We start from the raw sequence: 21,563 nt of genomic DNA, 5'->3' as shown, positions 1-21,563 counted from the left end.
CATGATCTTCATTACCGCGAAGTTCCGGGTCCGTCCGGAGGACGCCGACAACTGGCCGCAGATCGCCGCCGACTTCACCGCCGCGACCCGGGCCGAGCCCGGCTGCCTGTGGTTCGACTGGTCCCGCAGCCTGGACGACCCGACCGAGTACGTGCTGGTCGAGGCGTTCCGGGACGACGAGGCGGGCGCGGCGCACGTGCAGTCGGAGCACTTCCGGACCGCCCAGCGCACGCTGCCGCCGCACCTGGCCGAGACGCCCCGGATCGTCAACGTGACGGTGCCGCAGCAGGACTGGTCGCGCTTGGGCGAGATGGCGGTGCCCGGCGACGCCGCGAGCTGAAGATTTCCCACGGTTTACCGCTCAGGGATTGAAGCTTGTTTTCAGCTCCCGCTACCCTCGGCGGAAAGATCCACCATCCACCGTGGAGGAGCTGAAGCATGCGCAAGCTGATGGCGGCGCTCGGCGCCGGGGCGATGACGGCCGCGGGCCTGCTCGCGGTCGCGACACCGGCCCAGGCCGCGGCCTGCACCCTGGTGCAGTCGGAGATCTACAACGGGGCGAACCTGATCGCCTGGTCGCGCGGCCTGGACGGCTGCTCGGGCGACGTCTACTGGGAGATCCAGTCCGGTGACGGCGGCACGTGGCAGGTGACCGACAGCGGCACCACGCACTACGACGACCAGGTGGTCAGCTACTACGGCGACGTGGACCTGCCGTGCTACCTGCGGGTGTACGCGGCGTACGGGGACCAGGAGCGGCTGACCCGGCCGGTGCGCAACAACAACTGCGCGGGCTGACCACTGGCCGGGGCGCGTCGGGCGCCCCGGCCGCACCGCCGGTCAGGGGATGGTCAGGCCGTACGCGGCGAGGATCTCCAGGATCGGCTGGTAGTAGCTGGTGCCGCCGCTCGTGCAGTTGCCGCTGCCGCCGGACAGGACGCCGATGACGGTGCCGGTCGCCGCCACGTAGAGCGGGCCGCCGCTGTCGCCCGGCTCGGCGCAGATGTTCGTGCGGATGAGCCCGGTGACGCTGCCCTCGGCGTAGTTGACTGTGGCGTTCAGCCCGGTGACGGTGCCGCACCGCACGCCGGTGGTGGCGCCGCTGCGGCAGACCGCCTGTCCGACGTACGCGCTGCCGGCGGCGGTGACGGTGATCTGCCCCGGGTAGGTGTGGATCGCGCTCGGGTGGGCGACGGTGCCGGTGTAGCGGACCACGCCGTAGTCGTTGCCGGGGAAGCTGCTGCCGGTCCGGCTGCCCAGCACCGTGGTGCCGGCGCTGTCGGCGTACCAGGTGGCGGCCAGGCGGGTGCAGTGCCCGGCGGTCACGAAGTACCAGGTGGTGCCGCGGCGCACGTTCGCGCCCAGCGAGCAGCGCCCGCCGCCGCCGTAGATCGCCTGACCGCCGGCGATCAGCGTGCGCAGGCGCCCGGGTTCGTGGCGCAGCACCGCGCCGGCCCGGTCGGCGGTCCGGCGTACCGCCGCCAGCTCGCGCCCGCGTACCGTGTCGTCGGCGGTGACCGTGAGCCGGCCGGTGGCCGGGTCGTGCTCCCAGGCGGTGCCGGGCGTGCGGATCCCGGCGAGCGCGGCGGGGTCGGGCGGCGGTGCGGCGGCGCCGGCGCGGGCGACCGCCGGGGCGCCGGCGAGCAGGGCGGCGAGGACGAGTACGACGAGCGCGGGTCGGCGCATGCTCCGGCACCTCTTCCATCGTCTACGGTCGATTCACCAAGCATCGGTCCGCAGGCTCGATCGACTCAACCGGCAGAACTGGCGACCCCCGAAACTTCCGGAGCCACGGCGGGCGGCACGGGCGCGCCCGCAGGCCGCGCCCACACGCGGATCCCGCCCGCCCACCCGGCACCGCGTGCCCCGATGTCGACATATCGAGGTGATTAAGTTTTCGGAACGCTTCCGGTAGGCTCCGGGCAGAGATTCGCTTCGATCACCCACGATGTGCCGGGGAGTCCCTCCCCCACCTGGCGCGGCCACCGGGCGGCCGCGCGGAGCCGACATCGTGGCGGGCGGTGGCCGAGGCGAGCCGATCCCATTGACAGGCTAGAGAGGCGTTCAGATGGACAAGGTGCTCGCCCGCGGCAGCGGGAGCGCGGCAGCCCGGTCACGCCCGCGGACCGCAGTGGTCGCGATGGTGGCGGGGGCCGCGGTGGTCGCCGCCACGATAGCGGTGGCGACAAGCGCCAGCGCCGGCACGACGCTCGGCGCGTCGGCGGCGGAACAGGGCCGGTACTTCGGCACGGCGGTGGCGGTGAACAAGTTGTCCGACAGCACGTACGTCGGAATCCTGAACCGCGAGTTCAACATGGTCACCGCCGAGAACGAGATGAAGTGGGACGCCACCGAGCCGTCCCGGAACCAGTTCAACTTCAGCGCCGGCGACCGGCTCGTCGCGCACGCTCAGGCAAACGGCATGCGGGTACGCGGCCACGCGCTGCTCTGGCACCAGCAGCAGCCCGGCTGGACGGGAAGCCTGTCCGGCAGCGCGCTGCGCGACGCGATGATCAATCACGTCACCCAGGTCGCCACCCACTACCGGGGCAAGATCCACTCCTGGGACGTGGTGAACGAGGCGTTCGACGACGGCAACAGCGGCGCCCGCCGCAACTCGAACCTCCAGCAGACCGGCAACGACTGGATCGAGGCCGCGTTCCGTGCCGCGCGCGCCGCCGACCCCGGCGCCAAGCTCTGCTACAACGACTACAACACGGACAACTGGAACTGGGCCAAGACCCAGGGCGTCTACAACATGGTGCGGGACTTCAAGTCCCGGGGCGTGCCGATCGACTGCGTCGGTTTCCAGTCGCACTTCAACAGCGGCTCGCCGTACCCGAGCAACTACCGCACCACGCTGCAGAACTTCGCCGCGCTCGGCGTCGACGTGCAGATCACCGAGCTGGACATCGAGGGCTCGGGCAGCAGCCAGGCCACCACGTACGGCAACGTGACCCGAGACTGCCTGGCCGTGCCGCGCTGCAACGGCATCACGGTCTGGGGCATCCGCGACACCGACTCGTGGCGGGCCAGCGGCACCCCGCTGCTGTTCGACGGCAGCGGGAACAAGAAGCAGGCGTACACCGCAGTGCTGAACGCGCTCAACGAGGGCGGCACCCCGCCGCCCACGACCGCGCCGCCGACCAGCACCCCGCCCACGTCGACGCCGCCGACCAGCACGCCGCCGACCAGCGAGCCGCCGACGACTCCCCCGCCGACCGGCGCCTGCACCGCCACGATCACCACCAACCAGTGGCCGGGCGGCTTCGTGACAAACGTGCGGATCACCGCGGGCTCCAGCGGGCTCAACGGGTGGGCCGTGTCGCTCACCGTGCCGTCGGGCTCGGCGGTCACGAACACCTGGAGCGCCCAGGCCAGCGGCACCAGCGGTGCGGTGACCTTCCGCAACGTCGACTACAACCGCCAGGTCGGTGCCGGTGGCACCACCGAGTTCGGATTCCAGGGCACGGGTACCGCGCCCTCCGGCACGCCGACCTGCGCGGCCGGCTGACCGTCGGCGCGACCCGGCACGGGACCACCGTGCCGGGTCGCGTCCCGGGCGGACACCGGCCCGCGACCGTACAGTGGGGCAGGTCCTGTTCCACCGTTTCGCCCGGAAGGACCACAGTGAACCGACGCATCAGGACCACCCTCGGCGTCGCCCTGGCCGCCACCCTCGTCACCACCGCCGCGCCGGCCCCCGCCGCCGCTGCCCACGACCGACGTCCCACGGTCATCGCGCTGCCGGACGGCTTCCAGCCGGAGGGCGTCGCCACCGCCGGCCGGTACGCCTGGTTCGGGTCGCGGGCCACCGGTGAGATCTACCGCGCCGACCTGATCACCGGGGCGGGCAAGCAGGTCAGCCCCGCCACCGGCACCCCGTCGCTCGGCCTGAAGGTCGACCCACGGGGCCGGCTCTTCGTCGCCGGCGGCACCGCCGGTGACGCCCGGGTCATCGACACCCGTACCGGCGCCGTGCTCGCGAGCTACCGGTTCGCCGAGGCGCCGACGTTCGTCAACGACGTGACGCTCACCCGCGACGCCGCCTGGTTCACCGACTCGAACCGGCCGGCGCTCTACCGCCTGCCGCTGGGACGCGGCGGCACGCTGCCGCCCGCCGGCGGCTTCACCACGCTCCCGCTGACCGGCGACTTCCAGCAGAGCGGCACCGGCGTCAACCTCAACGGCATCGTGCCCACCCCGGACGGGCGGGCGCTGATAGTCGTGCAGTCGAACACCGGCACGCTGTTCCGGGTGGACCCGGCCACCGGCGTCACCACCGCCGTCGACGTGCCGGGCACCACGTTCGTCAACGGTGACGGCCTGCTGCTGCTCGGCCGCACGCTGTACGTGGTGCAGAATTTCCTCAACCAGGTCGCCGTGGTCGACCTGAACCGCTCCGGCACGGCCGGCGTCGCGCGCGGCGTCATCACCGACCCGGGCTTCGACGTGCCGACCACGGTGGCCGCCGCGCTCGGCCGGCTCTACCTGCCGAACGGCCGGTTCACCACCCCGCCGACGCCGACCACCCCGTACACGGTCGTCGCTGTCGACGCGCGCTGAGCCACGCCGGCCGCCACCCGTCCGGGTGGCGGCCGGCCCGGTTCACTCCTCCATCTCCGGCCCGAGCAGCCGGATCTCCTCGATGTCGATGGCCGCCTGGAGCTGCCGCAGCACCGCGTCGTCGATCTGCCTGGTGTTGCGCAGCCGGGTGATCTCCTGCCGCTTGTGGTCGAGCACCCGCAGCCGCAGCCGCCGGGCCATCTCCCGCTCCGCCTCCGCGTCCTCACCGCCCGGGTCGCGGGCGTCGGCCAGGTGCTCCTCGTAGTCGGCGCGCAGCCGGTCCACCGTGTCCTGCGTGGCGCCCACGTCGTCGGCGGCCCGGGGCAGCGCCTCCAGGGCGGCCTCGGTGGCCCGGATCCGGGCCCAGCGCACCTCGTCGTCGCGTTCCCGATCGCCGGTCAGGCCGGCCCAGCTCACGACAGCGGGCAGGGTGGTGCCCTGCACCAGCATGATCACCACCACGGTCACGAAGATGATCAGGTCGCGTTCGCGCACGGCGCTGCCGTCGTGCATGGTGACCGGCACGGCGAGCGCGGCGGCGAGCGAGACGGCGCCGCGGAACCCGGCCCAGCCCACCGCGGTACGCATCCGGCCGTCGAAGTGCCGCGCGCGGCTCGACTCCCGCCGGTCCACCCGTTGCAGCGCCGACACCGACAGGTGCACCCAGACCAGCCGGATCACCACCACGACCAGGGCGACGAGCGCCGCGATGCCGAGCGACGCGGCCGGCGAGTGGCTGGTGATGCTGCGCAGCGAACGCGGCACCTGCGTGCCGAGCAGCACGAACAGGCCACCGTTGACCATGAAGGTGGAGAGGTCCCAGAACGCGAACGCGGTGACCCGGGAACGGGCCCGGATCACCCGGGGCGCGGCGTACGACAGCAGCAGCCCGGACACCACCACCGCGAGCACGCCGCTGGCGTGCACCGCGTCGGCGAGCAGGAAAGCGACGAACGGGGTGAGGATGCTCAGCCCGCCCTCGCGCATCGGATCGTCGACGTGTTTGCGGATCAGCACCACGACCGTGCCGACGAGCAGGCCGGCGGCCACCCCACCGGCCGACTTACCGACGAACTCGCCGGTGAGCGTCAGCGCTCCGGGCACCGTCCCGCCCGCGACAACGCCGGCCGCCACGGCGAACAGCACGAGCGCCGTACCGTCGTTGACCAGGCTCTCCGCGCGCAGTGTGGTGAGGATGCCACGCGGCATCCGCTTGGCCAGGCCGGCCACGGCTGCTGCGTCGGTCGGCGCCAGGACCGCGCCGAGCACCCACGCGGCGGCCGGCTGCACGCCGAGGGCCTGCGCGGTGAACGCGACGGCGGCCATCGTGACGATCACCAGCACGACGGCGAGGCCGATGATCACCACCAGGTTGGCCCGGATCTCGCGGAGGCTGATGACCAGGCTCTCCCGGTAGAGGATCGCCGGGAGGAACAGCACCAGCACGACCTCGGGTTCGAGGATCAGGTCGTCGAACGGCGGCAGCAGGCCGATCAGCGCGCCCATGGCGATCAGCAGGACCGGGGGCGCGACGCTGTAGCGACCGCCGATCGTGGTGCCGACGAGCACGGTGGCGCCCAGCACCGTGATCAGCACGAGTGCTTCCACGCCGTACCCCCGTCACCGTCCGCCGGGAATCACGGTGCCGTACGGCGGCGGCCGGGCGGGACGGAATCGGTGATCGCTACTCGAAGCGGGACGGATCTCCGGCGCCGTGGCGCAGGATCTCCGGCTCCGGGCCGGACAGGTCGACCACGGTCGTCGGCTCCAGCCCGCAGTCCCCGGCGTCGACCACCGCGTCGACGAGGTGGTCCAGCCGTTCCTTGATCTCCCAGCCCTGGGTCATCGGCTCGTCCTCGCCGGGCAGCAGCAGCGTGCTGGTCAGCAGCGGCTCGCCGAGTTCGGCGAGCAGCGCCTGGGTCACCGTGTGCCGGGGTACGCGCGCGCCGACCACCCGCCGCCGCGGGTCCTGCAACCGGCGCGGCACCTCGGCGGTGGCCGGGAGCAGGAACGTGTAGCTGCCCGGGATGACGGACTTCACCTGCCGGAAGACCGCGTTGCTGAGCTTGACGAACTGGCCGAGCTGGGCGAAGTCGGCGCACATCAGCGTGAACGGATGGCGGTCGTCGAGCCGCCGGATCTCCCGGATCCGCTCCACGCCGTCGCGGTTGCCGATCCGGCAGCCGAGCGCGTAGCAGGAGTCGGTCGGGTAGGCGATCACTCCGTCGGCGCGCAGCAGGTCCACCACCTGCCGGATCACGCGGGGCTGGGGGTTGTCCGGATGCAGGTCGTAGTACCTCGCCACGCCGGTCAGCCTATGTCCGCGCCCGGGCGGGCGCAGGTTTGGCCCGGGCGGTTTCCGGAAACAGGTGGGGGCCGTTCACGACAGGGGGACCGAATCATGTCCGAAGCCAGCACAGACCGCGTCGCCGACCGCCCCGCGGAGGTGACCGATCCGCTGCTGTGGGACCTGGCCGCCGCGGTGGCCGACGCGCACCAGCCGGACGACGAGCGCGTCTGCGCCAGCCCGAGCTGCGCCGGGGCGGCGTGGCCGTGCGCGGCCTGGAACAACGCGCAGGCGGGGCTGAGCGCCGCCCGGACGCCCCGGCAGTCCGCCGGCTCGCCGCAGTCCGCCTCGCGGCCGATCGCCGGGCAGCCGGGGACCGGCCGGGCCGGTGCCGCCGGCGAGCCGGGCACGGCCGCGGTACGCACCGACGCGCGGAGCCTCGCCGCCACCGCGGCCTGACTCAGCGTAGGCGCACACGTCCTCGCGCCGCCTCCGGTCGCCTCGGCCGGAGGCGGCGCTCGTGCGCGCCGTCGACGCTGGTCAGCGCGCTTCGCGAGGTGACCGGTGGAAGTTCCTCGCGCTTGGGAGAGCGCTCTCTTTGGTAACAAGACATTGACGGATCCGTAACCCGAACCTTACTGTCCCTTCTCAAGAGAGCGCTCTCACAACTGCCGGACCACCACTCCGTACCCCGCCTTCTCCTCGTGAAGGGGACCTCCATGACCCTCCTGCGGGACTTCTCCCCCGACCCCGTACCCCCGGCCCCGCCCGTCCCGTCCCCGGCCCGCCGGCGCGGCCTGCGGGCGACCGCCCTCGTCGCCGCGTCGGTGCTCGCCGCCGGCCTGCTCGGAGTCGTGGTCGGCGGTGGCGGCACCGCCACCGCCGGCGCCGTCGGCGCGGGCAGTTACACCGAGACCCGGCCGCCCGGCACCCTGCTGCCGAAGGGCTGCGGCGCGATCAGCACCGACCCGAGGACGTTCGTCACCGCCGACGCGCCGTCCGGCGCGATCCCCACGAACGACTGGTGGTCGTCGCTGATCTGGAAGCGCAACAACTGCACCGGCAGCGAGATCCTGCACGCGCACCCACTGGCCTTCAAGGCCGAGAACAACGGGCTCGGCCTGTCGTACACCACCACGCCGGCGATCAGCGGCACCGCTACCGGCGTCGGCGAGTTCCACTACCCGTACGGCGAGGACGTCCGCGTCGGGATGCCCGGGCTGTCCGCACCCGTGGTGAAGGCCGCCGGCTGGAGCGACTGGACGGTCACCGCCGACTGGAGCGACGGCAGCCGCACCATGCGCGCCACCATCGGCCACGGCCTGCCGTTCAGCTACTACACGGTCAGCGGCGGCACCGCGCAGCTCACCGCCACCGCGACGCCCACCGTGTGGCGCAACTCCGGCGCCACCATCGGCTTCACGGTCAACGGCCACGACTACGTCGCGTACGCCCCGGCCGGCGCGACCTGGACCGTCAACGGCGCCGGCATCAGCTCGACGCTGGCCGGCAAGGGGTACTTCTCGGTCGCGGTGCTGCCCGGCGGTGGCGACCGGGCGGCACTGGCCGACACGTACGCCCGGTACGCCCACGCCCACGTCACCGGCACCCGGATGAGCTACGCCTACGACCCGTCCGCCGGCACCGTGCGCACCACGTACGCGTTCACCACCACGCCCCGCGAGGGCAGCGAGACGAAGACAGTGGTGGCGCTCTACCCGCACCAGTGGCGCAGCCTCACCGGCGCCACCCCGATCAGCCCGACCTACGTCTCGGCGCGCGGCGCCATGCGGGTGCTCACCGGCGTGCCGTCGTTCACCACGTCCATGCGCTTCACCGGTGTGCTGCCCGAGGTGCCCGCCGTGGGCGACTCCAGCGGCGCGGACCTGTCCACGGTCACCGGCTACCTCAACGCCGAGCAGGGCAACCCGGAGGGCGTCAGCGGCACCGACACCTACTGGGCCGGCAAGGGACTCGGCCGGGCCGCCCGGATCGCCGAGATCGCCGACCAGCTCGGGCAGACCTCGGTCCGCGACGCGGCGCTGACCGCGATGCGGAACCGGCTGACCAACTGGCTCACCGCCGGCTCCGGCGAGACCGGGCAGCTTTTCTACTACGACCGCAACTGGGGCACGCTGATCGGCTACCCGGCCTCGTACGGCTCCGACGAGGACCTCAACGACCATCACTTCCACTACGGCTACTTCATCGCGGCCGCCGCCACGCTCGCGAAGTTCGACCCGGGCTGGGCCGACGACAGCCGCTACGGCGGCATGGTCGACCTGCTGATCCGCGACGCCAACAACTACGACCGCGCCGACAGCCGCTTCCCCTACCTGCGGGACTTCGACATCTACGCCGGGCACGACTGGGCCTCCGGGCTGGCGCCGTTCTTCGCCGGCAACAACCAGGAGTCCTCGTCGGAGGGGATGAACTTCGCCAACGCGCTGATCCAGTGGGGCCAGGCCACCGGCGACACCGCCGTCCGCGACGCCGGTGTCTACCTGTGGACCACCCAGTCCGCAGCGATCTCCGAATACTGGTTCGACGTGTACGACCAGAACTTCCCGGCCGCGTTCGGGCACAAGACGGTCGGCATGGTCTGGGGCGACGGCGGGGCCTACTCGACCTGGTTCTCCGCCGCGCCGGAGATGATCCAGGGCATCAACATGCTGCCGATCACCGGCGGTCACCTCTACCTGGGTGACTTCCCGGAGTACGTCAAGGCCAACTACGCCGAGCTGGTCACCAACAAGGGCGGCCCGCCGACCGTGTGGCAGGACATCGTCTGGGAGTTCCTGGCCCTCGGCGACGGCGAGCAGGCGCTGCGCAACTTCCGCGCCAACAGCGGGTTCACCAGCGAGGAGGGCGAGAGCAAGGCACACACGTTCCACTGGATCCGCAACCTGGCCGCGCTCGGCACCGTGGACACCACAGTCACGGCGAACCACCCGCTGGCGAAGGTGTTCGTCAAGAACGGCGTCCGCACCTACGTGGCCTCGAACATCACCGCCCGGCCGCTGACCGTCACGTTCTCCAACGGCACGACGCTCGCGGTGCCGGCCGGGAAGACCGCGACGTCCGGGGCGTACACGTGGAGCGGTGGCAACGCCACCGGCGGCGGCACCGTGCCGACCGGTCCCCCGCCGACCACGACGCCCACCCCGACCCCGACGGCGACCACCGCGAGTCCCACGCCGACCACCGCGAGTCCCACGCCGACCTCCGCGAGCCCCAGCCCGACGAGTACGGCCGGCCCGCTGACGCCGGTGCGGTACCTGCGGTCCGGCGGCGGGCTGGACGGCACCGCAGGCACCGCCGGCACGGTGAACGTGGCGGCGGCGACCGGCAACTCCGACGGCACGCCGACCAACCCGCAGGTGTTCACCGCCACCGGGCTGACCGGCACGTACACCGGCGGGGCGACCGCCTTCGACCTGGCCGTCGACGCGGGCACCGCGGTCGGCAACGGCGTCCAGATCCGGGTCTCCTACGACCTGACCGGCAACGGCAGCGTCGAGCGGGTGGAGACCTACAGGTACTTCGCCACCGACCCGATCCCGGGTGCGGAGCGGTACCGGCAGACCCAGGGCCTGCTCTCGTCCACCGGCACGCTGGGCAACCTGGCCGGCGGCACGGTACGCGTCGAGGTGTGGAACGCCATCGGTGGCGCACCCACGATCGTCGGCGTCGGCAACGCCTCGACGGTCACGCTGCCGTACGGCTCCTGACCCACGGTTCCGGCGCCCCGGCCCTCGCGGCCGGGGCGCCGGCGGCGGCAGCCCGGCGAGGTCAGGCGGTCACGTGGGCGCTGTCGCCCGCCGTCGCGGCGAACGACGTGCCGCTGACCATCCGCGCGGCGTCGGAGGCGAGGAACACGACGAGTGGCGCGACGTCCTCCGGTTCCACCCACGGCACGCCCAGCGGCGTCTTCGACCGCAGCGCCTGAATCGCGGCGTGTTCCACCTCGGCGAGGTCACCGGAGGCCGGCTTCCCCGCCTCGACCAGCGCCTGCACGTACCGGTCCCGATGCCGGGTCAGCGCGGTGTCGACCAGCCCCGGGATGACCGCGTTCACCGTCACGCCGTGCGGCCCGAGTTCCAGCGCGGCGGACTTGACCAGCCCGATCAGCCCCCACTTCGACGCCGAGTACGCGGACCCGTTCGTGGTGCCGTGCTGCCCCTGGGTGGACGACGTGACCACGATCCGGCCGCCGCCGCGGCGTACCAGCAGCGGCGCGAAGACCCGCAGCACGTTCGCCGCGCCCGTGAGGTTGACGTCGATCTGGTCGTGCCAATGCCGGTCGGTCATCTCCAGCAGCGGCGCGAACGCCTGGATACCGGCGTTGGCGAACAACACGTCCACGCCGCCGTGTTCGCGTTCCACCGCCTCGGCCACAGCGCGTACCGCGCCGATGTCGCGCTGGTCGGCCACGTGCGCGGACCAGCGGGCACCGGCCGCCGTCACCCGCCGGCCGGTCTCGGTCAGGTCCTCCGGGCCGGCGGGCGGCAGGTCCAGGATCGGGCTGACCGGCCCCGCGATGTCCATCCCGGCCACGTCCGCGCCCGCCTCGGCCAGCGCGACCGCCGCGGCCCGGCCGATCCCCCGCGCCGCGCCGGTGACCACAGCGACCCGTCCCGACAACATCCCGGCCGCCACCGCGTCACCCCTCCCGTGGACTCCCCTCTCGCACCGTAAGCCCTGCCGCCCCCGCCCCGCCCGCAATCGAGACCCCGGTACGCCCGCCCAGCTCACGGCGCCCGCTCCCCTCATCACCGACGCCTCCCTCAACCGGCACACCGCCCCACCGGCGGCGGCATCCCTTGGACGAAGCCAGCCGCCCCGCCCGACCTGGTGTCGATCACGCAACCACGCGCGCCCGGCCCGGCCAAGGTCAACACCATTACGGGGATGTGGTGCCATCCAACCCACCTGGACCCCGCCACCACCCCGAACTGGTGTCGATCATGAACCCCAGGGCGCACCCGGCCACGCGAAGATCAACACCATTGCGGGGAGGTGACCGCGTCCACCCCGCCCGGACCCCACCACTCCCCCGATCTGGCGTCGATCACGCGAGCAGTCGGCACCCACTCGACCACGGCCAAGGTCAAGGCCACCGCGGGGAAGTGGCGGTGTTGGCCCCGCGCGAACCAGACCACCTCCCGGACTGGTGTCGATCACGCGAGCAAACGGCACCCGGTCGAGGCCAAGGTCAACACCAGTACGGGGAAGTGGTGCCATCCAACCCACCCGGACCCCGCCACCAGCCCGAACTGGTGTTGATCACGCGAAAAGCCGGCACTCCGCGGACGTCGCTACGGCGAGGTGGCCTCGGCCAGCAACTCCAGCAGGTGCCGGTACGGCTGCCCGGTGGCCCGCGCCAGCCCGATCTCGCAGGTCCGGTTCACCGAGGCGTACCCGTCGAAGGGGCGTGCCGTGACGGCGGCGGCCTCGGCCCGGGTGGCCGACGCGGTCAGCTCCGGATGCAGCAGCCCCCGGTCCCCGGCGAAGCCGCAGCACTGCCAGCCCTCCGGGACCACCACCTCGTCGGCGACCGCGCGGGCCACTGTGAGCAGCGCGTCGTCCAGGCCGAGCCGGACCGACGAGCAGGTCGGGTGCAGCGCGAGCGAGCCGATCCGGCGGCGCACCGTCAGCCGGGGCAGCAGCGTGCCGGCGGTGTACGCGACCGCGTCCACGACCCGCACGTCCCCGGCGCCGTCGAGCAGCCGTTCGAAGCCCTCGGTGCAGGACGCGGCGTCGCTGACCACCGGCAGCGCACCGTCCCGGCTGGCCGCGCGCAGCACCGGCGGTACGCGGTCGCGCACCGCCCGGTAGCCCTCGGTGAGTCCCTTCGACGACCAGGGGGTGCCGCAGCACAGGTCACCGATGCCGTCGGGCACGAGCAGCCGTACGCCGGCCCGCTCGGCGAGCGTGAGCAGCGCGGCTGCCACGCCGGTGCCGCCCCGCTCCGGGGCGAACAGGGTGCCCAGGCAGGACGGGACGAACACCGCGTCCGGGTCGTCGGCCCGGTGCGGGCGGCGCGGGGTGCCGCCGCGCGGCAGGTCCCGTTGCCACCGCGGTACCCGGTCGGCGCCGAGCACCGCGCGGGCGGCCCGGGTGGCGGTCTCGGGCAGCGCGGGTGGCAGCGCCCCGGCCAGGTCGAGTCCCCGGGCCATGCCCCGGGTGGTGGCGCCCCAGCGGCGGGCGGCGCCGCGCCAGGCGGTCCCCGCCGCCCGGCCGTGCTCCTGCGCGCGCAGCCGCTTCACCAGGTCACCGGTGTTGATCAGCACCGGGCAGGCGGTGGCGCACATGCCGTCGACGGCGCAGGTCTGCACCGCGTCGTAGTCGTAGGCGTCGGTCAGTTCCCGGGCCAGCGCGGTGTCGCCGGCGGCCCGCGCGGCGGCGATCTCCCGGCGCAGCACGATGCGCTGCCGGGGCGTGGTGGTGAGGTCGCGGCTGGGGCAGACCGGCTCGCAGTAGCCGCACTCGACGCAGCGGTCCACCTCTTCCTCCACCGTCGGCACGGTCTTGAGGTGCCGCATGTGGATCTCCGGGTCGTCGCTGAGCAGCACGCCCGGGTTGAGGACGCCCTCCGGGTCGCAGAGCGCCTTCAGCTCCCGCATCACCTCGTACAGCTCGTCACCGAACTGGCGGCGCACGTACGGGGCCATCACCCGGCCGGTGCCGTGCTCGGCCTTGAGCGTCCCGCCGTGGCCGAGCACCAGGTCGACCATCTCCTCGGTGAAGTCGGCGTAGCGCGCCGGGGCCTCACCGCCGTCGAACCGCTCGTTGAGCATGAAGTGCAGGTTGCCGTCCTTGGCGTGGCCGAAGATGACGCTGTCGGCGTACAGGTGCCGGTCGAACAGCTCGGCCAGCGACGCGCACGTGCCGGCGAGCGCCTCGACCGGGACGGCGATGTCCTCCAGCAGCGCCGTGGTGCCGGACGGGCGGGCGCCGGCCACGGCCGCGTACAGGCCCTTGCGGATGTGCCACAGCGCGGCGCGGGCAGCGGGCTCGCCGCTGAGCCGGGCCGGTGCGCTCAGCGGCAGGCCGGCGAGCACCGGTTCGGCGCCGGCGACCCGGTCGGCGAGCGCCGCCGGGTCGGACTCCTGCCACTCGGCGAGCAGCGCGGCGTGCCCGCGCACGGCCAGGCCGCGCAGCGTGGCGTCCGCCTTCGGGTCGCGCTGGGCCACCCGCAGGGCGGCGGCGTCGAGCAGTTCGATCGCCGCCGGGCCGGCGGCCACCAGCGCCGGCATGGCGGCCATCGCCGCGCCCAGGGAGTCGAAGACCAGCAGGCCGGTCGCGGCGTGCCGGTGCACGGGTACGGTCCGGAACGTCGCCGAGGCGACGAACGCGAGCGTGCCCTCGCTGCCCACCACGAGCCGGGTGAGCAGGTCGGCCGGGTCGTCGTGGTCGAGGAACGCGTTCACGCCGTACCCCATGGTGTTCTTCATGGCGTACTGGGCGCGGATGCGGCGCACCGAGTCGGGGTTGCCGCGTACCCGGTCGCGCAGCCGCAGCAGCCCGGCGTGCAGTGCCGGTTCGGCGGCGCGCAGCCGGGCGTCGGCGTCCGGGGCGCCGGTGTCCAGCACGGTGCCGCTGGGCAGCGCGAGGACCAGCGACTCCAGCGTCCGGTACGTGTTGAACTCGGTCCCGCAGGTCATGCCGCTGGAGTTGTTGGCGACCACGCCGCCGACCGTGCACGCGGACTCGCTGGCCGGGTCGGGGCCGAGCTTGCGGCCGTACGGCGCGAGGCGCGCGTTCACCTGCCGCAGTACCACCCCGGGCTGCACCCGTACCCGCCGCCCGTCGTCGAGGACCGTCAGGTCGCGGAAGTGCCGCCGCACGTCGACGAGCAGCCGGTCGGTGACGGCCTGGCCGCTGAGGCTGGTACCGCCGGAGCGGAACGTCAGCGGGGTGCCGGTGCGGGCGCCGTACGCCAGCAGCGCGGCCACCTGACCGGCGTCGACCGGCGTGATCACCGCGCCGGGGTGCAGCAGGTAGTGCGAGGCGTCGTGGGCCATCCGCAGCCGGTCCGCGGCCCGGGTCGCCACGCCACCGGGCACCACCGACTCCAGTCCGGCCCGCGTGGACGCGCTCAGCTCCGTCATGATCACCGCACCTCCCCCGGCTCACAGTAGTCACGCGCGGCGGGGCTCACCGCGCGGTGATCCGGTCCAGCACCCGCCGCTGGAACGCGCGGGCGCCCGGGCCGGACGGCGGCGTGCCGCCGCCGCGTGCCTCGATCGAGGCGCGGATCAGCGCGGCGTCCGGGTCGTCGGCGGCGACCCGGAGCCCGGCGTCGACCTTGCCCAGCCAGACGCCGTCGCGGATGCGCACCAGCGCCCGGCAGGCGCCGAGCACCGCGTCCTCCGCGCCGGGGGCGGGTTCGTCGCCGGATGGCGTGGGCAGCGCCAGCCACCAGCGCAGCGCGTCGGCAAGCAGTGCCCGCAGCGCCTGCGGGGACGGGTCGGCGAACACGTCGGCGGCGGGCGGGCCGAGCAGCGTCAGGCCGGACTGGCGCAGGATGCTGCGGTCCAGCGCGTACCAGAACCGCCCGTCGGCGGCCGGCCGGTCGGCCGGGTCGTAGGTGGCGCGGAACGGCATGGTGGCGCCGGTGTTCAGCTCGACCTCGAAGCCCGGCTCCGCGGTGCCGGAGGCGGCCACGTCGCGGCGGTAGACGACCAGTTCCAGGCCGCGTGCCGGGCAGGGCAGCGACCCGTGCCGCAGCCGGTCCACGAGCAGGCGCTTGTCCGGCTCCGGCATCGGCCCGGCGGCCACCAGCGCCACGTCCACGTCGCTGCGGCCCGGCTGGTACGCGCCCAGCCCGACCGACCCGGCGGCGTACGCGCCGACCAGGTCGTCACCGAGCACGTCCCGGGAGCGGCGGACCACTTCGGCCAGGTAGTCGCGGATGTCGTCGCGCATTCCGGCATCCTGCCCCGGCCCGGGCGCGGTCAGTCCGCCGGGTCGGGACAGCACACGGTCAGCGCGCCCGGCACCACCTTCACCTTGAGGCGTTTCGCCTTGCCCCGGGCGCCGCCGTCCAGCTCGTACGTCTTCGGCGCGTCGAACCGCACCCTGATCTTGCGACCCCGGGTGATCCGCACGAACGGCGACTCCTCGGAGCGCCCGGCGGCCATCCGGCCCAGCGTGCGCGCCCAGTCCACCGCGCCGCTGGCGGTGGACACGCCGATCTCCAGCGCCCCGTCGTCCGGGCGGGCGTCGTCGAAGGCCGGGATGCCGCCGGTGATGGTGCCGACGTTGCCGAACAGCACGCAGCTCGCCTCGTCGTCGAACCAGTCGGCGCCGTCGACCCGGATCCGGGTCCGTACGCACTCGCCGCGCACGTGCCGCAGCCCGGTCCAGACGTACGCGATCCGGCCGAACCGGCCCTTGAGCTGCCGGTCGGCGTCCCGGATCAGGTCGCCGTCGAACCCGGCGCCGGCCATCACCGCGAAGTGCTCGCCGTTGATCCGGCCCAGGTCCAGCTCGCGCCGGCGGCCGTGCAGCGCGATGCGTACCGCCTCCGGCAGGTCGACCGGGATGCCCAGGTTCACCGCGAACAGGTTGGCCGTGCCGGCCGGCAGGATGCCCATCGGCACGCCGCTGCCGGCGAGCGCGTCGGCGCACCGCTGCACCATGCCGTCGCCGCCCCATACCAGCACCAGCTCGGCGCCCTCGTCCAATGCCGCGCGGACCCGCCTGGGTGCCTTCCGGCTCTTCGGCACCTCGTACCAGAGCAGCCGCCCGACCCCGGCGGCGACGAGCCGGGAGCGCAGCTCGTCGAGCCCTCCCCCGAACGTCTTCTTCCGGTGGGCGACGACAGCGACCACACCGGCCGGGGGCGCGGCGGGTGCGGGGGTGGTGTCCGGGCGTTCGGCCGTGCGCGTGTCCATGACCCGGCTGGTACCCGGACGCCGCGGATCCCACGCCTGCGCGCGACGCGCCCGACACCCGTCGGCGGCGTACTGTGCCCGGGCCGCCACGTTCGGTACAGTGCGGGACGTCGATCCGTGCCGCCGGGTGCGGGCGCGAAAGGTGTGGAATGTCGGGACAGGCCGGGCGGGTGGCGCGCTGCACGCTGCGCCTCGGTCTGCTGCTCGGCGGCGTGGCAGTGGTCTGGGGCGCCCACGAGGCCGCCTTCGGCTCGGCCGCCCACGCCGCCGAACGTCCGTCCGGCCCGCTCACCGCCACCGTCGGGGTGCTCACCCACACGCTCGGGACGGTGCTCGGCCTGCCCACGTCCGAACCCGGCGAGGCGCCCACCGCCGGTTCCGGCGGCGCCACGGCGGAACCGGCGACGCCAGCCGCGTCCGCACCTGCGCCCGCACCCGACGCGACCACGCCGAAGCCGGACACACCCGCGTCCGGCACGCCCGCGTCCGGCACCGGTCGGCCGAAGGCGCCGCCGGCCCCCGCGACCCCGGTCACCGGCCGGGTGGTCGAGGCGGTGGTGACGCCGGTACGCGACCGCGTGCTCGCGCCGGTCGCCGAGGGCCTGAGCCCGGTCACCGATCCGGTGCAGGCAGGCGTGCTCGACCCGGTGGCGGACCTGCTGTCGCCGGTCGTGGAGCCGCTGCGCCCGATCCTCGGCCCGGTCTGGCGGGGCCTGGAACCGGTACTCGACCCGCTGGCACCGGTGCTCGACCCGCTCAGCCCGGTGACCGATCTGCTCGACCCGCCGTCCGCGCCGGACCCCGGATCGCCTCCGGCACCCGGCGAGCCCGGGCCGGTCGAGCCGGGCCCACCGGCCGAGCCCGTTCATCCGGCCGACCCGGCCGCGACGCCCGCGCCCGCCGCCGAGCGTGCGCACGACAGACCGTCCCGCCTCGGCGGTCCGGTCCTCGCCGCCCCGGCGGCGCGCACCCTGACCGTCGTCGGCACCCGGTGGGCCGACCCGGCACAGAGCCGGGCACCGGCGGCTGTCGGCCCGGCGGTGCACGTCACGACCACGCCCGCCGTACCGCTGCCACCGCACGGCCTGAGCCACGGCGGCGGCGCGGTGCACAGCGAGGCGGCCGACGCGGACACGAACCGCTGGCGGCTGCCGACCCTGGCCCACCGTTACGCGCGGCCGACGGCCGATCCGCTGCCGCCGTCGCGTACGTCGCGCCCCGGCACCAGACCCGCCTGAGCGGACCCCACAGGCACCACCTCCGATCCGGAGCACGGGCGTGTCCCGCCCGTCTGCCGCATGCCGCGGCGGCGCCGTCGTCCGGCGCCCGCAACCGACCCGATCACGCCTGGACAACAGGAGTTCGTTCATGAGCACAGCCCTGCCCGTCGTCCGCGCCCGGTGGTGCGACATCGGCCGCATCGCCGATCTCGTCGCCGAGGCCCTCGCGCCCACCGCGCTGGCCGCCTGGCTCGTCCCCGACACCTCCCGCCGCCTGCCGGTCCTCGCCGCCGTGGCGCGGATCTGGACCGAACACGCGTTGCTGTTCGGCGACGCGTTCCTGCTGCCCGACGGCAGCGCCGCCACCGTGTGGTTCCACCGCTACCGCCCGATCCCCGCCCCCCACCGGTACGCCGACCGGCTCGCCGGCGCCGCCGGGCCGGACGAGGACCGGTTCCGCCGCCTCGGCGCGGAGCTGGCGGCACGCCGTCCGGCCGAGCCGCACAACCATCTGGCGCTGCTGGCCGCGCCCCGGGGCGGCGCGACGCAGGCGCTGTCCTCGGCGCAGCGCCGGATGGACACGTTGAGCCTGCCCACGTACGCGCATCCGTGCGCCGGTGAGCAGACGGAGGAGCTGCTGCGGCGGCACGGCTACGCCGAGCGGGAGACGTTCGCCGCCCCCGACGGCACGCCGGTGCGGTCCTTGTGGCGGTCGGCGCCGTTCCACGCCGGCGGCAACGACAGGTGGCGGACCCGCCGGGCCGCCCGCCGGGAACGCGACGGCCGCGCCGCCGGACGGGCGGCGCGCTGACCAGGTGAGCCCTCCGGGCCGGGGCGGCGCCCGTGCGCCCCGGCCGGAGCACGCCACACCATGCGGGTTCTTCGGCCGGTGCCGTCGGCGCTGCTCGGTTAGCCTGCGAGCCGGGCACGACTCAGCCGAGCAGTCGGAGGTAACGCATGCGGAACAGCGGATCCACAGCGGCACCGGGCGGCGCGGCACCGGTGCGCCCGAAACGCAAGCGGCGGCGTCTGCTCGTCGTCCTCGCGGTCTGCACGCTGCTGGCCGGCTGCGGGCTGGTCGCCGGCGGCTACTACTTCGACAGCGTGCCGACGCCCAGCGACCTGAAGCTGCCCGAGTCCACCACCGTCTACTACGCCGACGGCCGCACGCCGATGGCCAAGCTGGGCGCGCAGAACCGCACCATCGTGCCGTACGACGAGATGAACGACTCGGCCAAGCAGGCGATCGTGGCGGCCGAGGACCGCACGTTCTGGACGAACCAGGGCATCGACGTCAAGGGTGTGCTGCGGGCGGCCTGGGCCAACATCAGCGGCGGGCAGCGGCAGGGCGCGTCCACCCTCACCCAGCAGTACGCGCGCATCGCCGCGGACCTGCGCGGGGTCACCTACTCCCGCAAGCTGCGCGAGGCGGTGATCGCGTGGAAGCTCGACGACGCGTACTCCAAGGAGGAGATCCTCGGTTTCTACCTGAACACGGTGCCGTTCGGGCGGGGCGCGTACGGCATCGAGGCGGCCGCGCAGACGTACTTCGGCAAGACGGTACGCCGGGACGCGCCCGCCGCGCGGCAGCTCACGCCGGCCGAGGCGATGGTGCTCTGTGCGATGGTGAAGCAGCCGGAGGCGGACCCGGCCGACCCGGAGGGCTCGCCCGGCTACGACCCGCGCCGCAACGCGCTGGCCCGGCAGAACTCGATCGACAGGTGGAACTACATCCGCGACGGCATGGTCAAGCTCGGCTACCTGACGCCGCAGCAGGCGGCGGATCTCGCGTACCCGGACACGGTCCGGCCGATCGACAAGGACGCGGGCCGGTCCGACCTGGACCGGCCGACCGGCCTGGTGGTCAACCACGTGCTCGCCGAGCTGCGCGAGACCGAGCCGTTCCGCGGCAAGCCCGACGAGGTGATCCGCGACGGCGGCTACCGGATCGTCACCACCATCGACAAGCGGGTGCAGGACGCGGCCGAGGCGGCGGCGGACATCCGCCGCGACACCGCGCCGCAGGCGGTACGCGGCCAGCCGCGCAACTGGCAGGCGGCGCTGGTGGCGGTGGAGCCGGGCACCGGCCGGGTGCTCGGCTACTACGGCGGCGACAAGGGCTCGGGCGCGGACTACGCGGGGTGGTACTACGACGAGAACGGCGAGACCCGCGGGTTCGGCCAGCATCCGCCGGGGTCGTCGTTCAAGGTGTACGACCTGGCGGCGGCCGTCCGCGACGGGATCTCGGTGAAGCAGCGGTTCGACTCGCCGGACACCAAGGAGTTCCCCGCCTCGGGGCGCACCAAGGGCAGCGCGGCGGGGCCGATCCGCAACGCCGAGCGTGCGCCCTGCCAGCCGGACTGCGCGCTCTGGGAGGCGACCGTCGCCTCGCTGAACGTGACCTACTTCGAGCTGACCGAGAAGCTGGGCACCGACAAGGTGATCGAGATGGCCCGGCAGGCGGGCGTGGAGTCGATGTGGGAGACGGTCCGGGGCAATCCCCGGCCGCAGCGCGTCGACCTGCGCAGCGACCCGGCCGACGAGGTGGCGAAGCGGTTCTCCACCGAGGTCGGGATCGGGCAGTACGGCATCACCGTGCAGGACCACGCGAACGGCATGGCCACGTTCGCCGCAGGCGGCAAGCGTGCCGACGCGCACTTCGTCCGGTCGGTCGGCAAGGACGACGAGGACGTGTGGACCGAGCAGCTCCGTACGACGGATCTGGGCCTGGACCGGGAGGCGATCGACCAGCTCGACTGGACGCTGCGCCGGGTGCGGTCCGCCGAGCTGGGCAACGGCTGGGACTCCGCCGGCAAGACCGGCACCTGGCAGGCCGGGCAGAGCACCACGCAGAACGTGCACACCTGGATGGTGGGCTGGACCGGCGCGCTCGCCTCGGCCGTCTGGCTGGGCACCACCGACGGCAAGCCGCTGCGGACCAGGGGCGGCAGCTACGAGGTGTACGGCTCGACCGGTGCCGCGCCGATCTGGCGGCAGTTCATGACCCGGGCCACCGCGGCGATGAAGCTCGACCCGGACAAGTACCGCTTCGGTCAGCCGGCGTTCCCCGGCGAGACCCCGGAGCCGACGCGGTCGGCGCCGCCGCCGACCACCGCCGCGCCGACACCGTCGGAGTCGCCGAGCCCCAGCCCGTCCTCGTCGAGCCCGAGCCCGGATCCGACCGGGCGGCCGACCTCGCGGCCGACATCGACGCCGTCGCTGCCACCGCTGCCCACCGTGTCGCCGACGCGGACCCGCGGCCCGCGCTGACCCGCCCGGGCGCAGGGCGGCGGCCTCGCGTCTATGCGCGCCATTCGCACACAGCGGCAACGTCCGCAATTTGCACCGGCACCCATCCACCGTCGGCGATATTCGCCCTGATCAGGGCCTATTGAAGATCATGGTTGCCTGAATCGACGCGCGCGGCGACACGCCCGACTATCAGTCGTTGCCCAGGTCACTTATTGCTCCGGCCTCGCACGGCGTGTGATTGTGCACCAGCGAGCCGCCGACCCCCGGCGAATCGCGACGGTCGATCTGTCGACCCGGAGCCACGCCGGCAGCTCCGGTGACCGGCCGTCACCCTGC

Annotated in this window: 16 protein-coding genes; 9 read left to right on the top strand and 7 right to left on the bottom strand. The window is 73.9% G+C overall.

The annotated features are described in order from the left end of the window. The first annotated feature begins 1 nt into the window (after position 1). Positions 2-340, top strand: a complete 339-nt coding sequence (locus IRY44_RS05555) for a putative quinol monooxygenase (RefSeq protein WP_194799377.1) — start codon at positions 2-4, stop codon at positions 338-340. 98 nt (positions 341-438) lie between these two features. Then, positions 439-798 carry a hypothetical protein gene (locus tag IRY44_RS05550; protein WP_194799376.1) on the top strand — a complete coding sequence of 120 codons (360 nt, stop codon included), beginning with the start codon at positions 439-441 and terminating at the stop codon, positions 796-798. 42 nt (positions 799-840) lie between these two features. On the opposite strand, the gene IRY44_RS05545 is transcribed toward IRY44_RS05550, so the two are convergent. After that, on the bottom strand, positions 841-1,686 hold the full coding sequence (locus IRY44_RS05545) for a S1 family peptidase (RefSeq protein WP_194799375.1): 846 nt from the start codon (positions 1,684-1,686) through the stop codon (positions 841-843). Positions 1,687-2,068: 382 nt separating this feature from the next. Here IRY44_RS05545 and IRY44_RS05540 point away from each other — a divergent pair, with 382 nt between their 5' ends. Together IRY44_RS05540 and IRY44_RS05535 are read left to right on the top strand one after the other, a co-directional pair. Further along, on the top strand, positions 2,069-3,514 hold the full coding sequence (locus IRY44_RS05540) for an endo-1,4-beta-xylanase (protein WP_194799374.1): 1,446 nt from the start codon (positions 2,069-2,071) through the stop codon (positions 3,512-3,514). Positions 3,515-3,630: 116 nt separating this feature from the next. Continuing rightward, positions 3,631-4,566, top strand: coding sequence for a superoxide dismutase (locus tag IRY44_RS05535; protein ID WP_194799373.1), 936 nt, complete (start codon positions 3,631-3,633; stop codon positions 4,564-4,566). A 42-nt stretch (positions 4,567-4,608) separates the two neighbouring features. Here the strand turns inward: IRY44_RS05535 and IRY44_RS05530 are convergent, their stop codons facing one another. Then, a complete protein-coding gene (locus IRY44_RS05530) occupies positions 4,609-6,174 on the bottom strand; it encodes a Na+/H+ antiporter (RefSeq protein ID WP_194799372.1) in 1,566 nt (521 codons plus the stop codon). Positions 6,175-6,250: 76 nt separating this feature from the next. Beyond that, positions 6,251-6,871 carry an L-threonylcarbamoyladenylate synthase gene (locus IRY44_RS05525; RefSeq protein ID WP_194799371.1) on the bottom strand — a complete coding sequence of 207 codons (621 nt, stop codon included), beginning with the start codon at positions 6,869-6,871 and terminating at the stop codon, positions 6,251-6,253. A gap of 96 nt (positions 6,872-6,967) precedes the next feature. Between IRY44_RS05525 and IRY44_RS05520 the strand changes: the two genes are divergently transcribed. Together IRY44_RS05520 and IRY44_RS05515 are read left to right on the top strand one after the other, a co-directional pair. After that, entirely contained in the window at positions 6,968-7,312 is a 345-nt protein-coding gene (locus IRY44_RS05520) for a hypothetical protein (protein WP_194799370.1), read from the top strand. 260 nt (positions 7,313-7,572) lie between these two features. Then, positions 7,573-10,584, top strand: coding sequence for a glycosyl hydrolase (locus tag IRY44_RS05515; protein ID WP_194799369.1), 3,012 nt, complete (start codon positions 7,573-7,575; stop codon positions 10,582-10,584). Between the two features lie 61 nt (positions 10,585-10,645). Here IRY44_RS05515 and IRY44_RS05510 read toward each other — a convergent pair whose 3' ends face one another. From IRY44_RS05510 to IRY44_RS05495, 4 genes are all read right to left on the bottom strand, one after another. Beyond that, positions 10,646-11,512 carry an SDR family NAD(P)-dependent oxidoreductase gene (locus tag IRY44_RS05510; RefSeq protein ID WP_269697068.1) on the bottom strand — a complete coding sequence of 289 codons (867 nt, stop codon included), beginning with the start codon at positions 11,510-11,512 and terminating at the stop codon, positions 10,646-10,648. A 659-nt stretch (positions 11,513-12,171) separates the two neighbouring features. Next, positions 12,172-14,967: an FAD-binding and (Fe-S)-binding domain-containing protein gene (locus IRY44_RS05505; RefSeq protein ID WP_194799368.1), complete on the bottom strand. Its 2,796-nt coding sequence runs from the start codon at positions 14,965-14,967 to the stop codon at positions 12,172-12,174. Positions 14,968-15,013: 46 nt separating this feature from the next. Beyond that, positions 15,014-15,784 carry a nucleotidyltransferase domain-containing protein gene (locus IRY44_RS05500; RefSeq protein WP_194799367.1) on the bottom strand — a complete coding sequence of 257 codons (771 nt, stop codon included), beginning with the start codon at positions 15,782-15,784 and terminating at the stop codon, positions 15,014-15,016. A gap of 29 nt (positions 15,785-15,813) precedes the next feature. Next, complete coding sequence (locus tag IRY44_RS05495; protein ID WP_194799366.1) at positions 15,814-16,755, bottom strand: diacylglycerol kinase family protein; 942 nt, start codon at positions 16,753-16,755, stop codon at positions 15,814-15,816. A gap of 149 nt (positions 16,756-16,904) precedes the next feature. Between IRY44_RS05495 and IRY44_RS05490 the strand changes: the two genes are divergently transcribed. The 3 genes from IRY44_RS05490 (at position 16,905) to IRY44_RS05480 (ending at position 21,245) form a co-directional block, all read left to right on the top strand. Beyond that, positions 16,905-17,993 (top strand): hypothetical protein, encoded by a 1,089-nt coding sequence (locus IRY44_RS05490; protein ID WP_228531461.1) that lies wholly within the window; start codon positions 16,905-16,907, stop codon positions 17,991-17,993. A gap of 130 nt (positions 17,994-18,123) precedes the next feature. Further along, on the top strand, positions 18,124-18,786 hold the full coding sequence (locus IRY44_RS05485; protein WP_194799365.1) for a hypothetical protein: 663 nt from the start codon (positions 18,124-18,126) through the stop codon (positions 18,784-18,786). Between the two features lie 146 nt (positions 18,787-18,932). Then, positions 18,933-21,245, top strand: coding sequence for a transglycosylase domain-containing protein (locus IRY44_RS05480; protein WP_194799364.1), 2,313 nt, complete (start codon positions 18,933-18,935; stop codon positions 21,243-21,245). Positions 21,246-21,563: the final 318 nt, after the last annotated feature.

Source organism: Micromonospora sp. ANENR4, from assembly GCF_015354395.1.
Lineage (GTDB): Bacteria > Actinomycetota > Actinomycetes > Mycobacteriales > Micromonosporaceae > Micromonospora > Micromonospora aurantiaca.
This window is presented reverse-complemented; position numbering and strand designations above follow the sequence as displayed.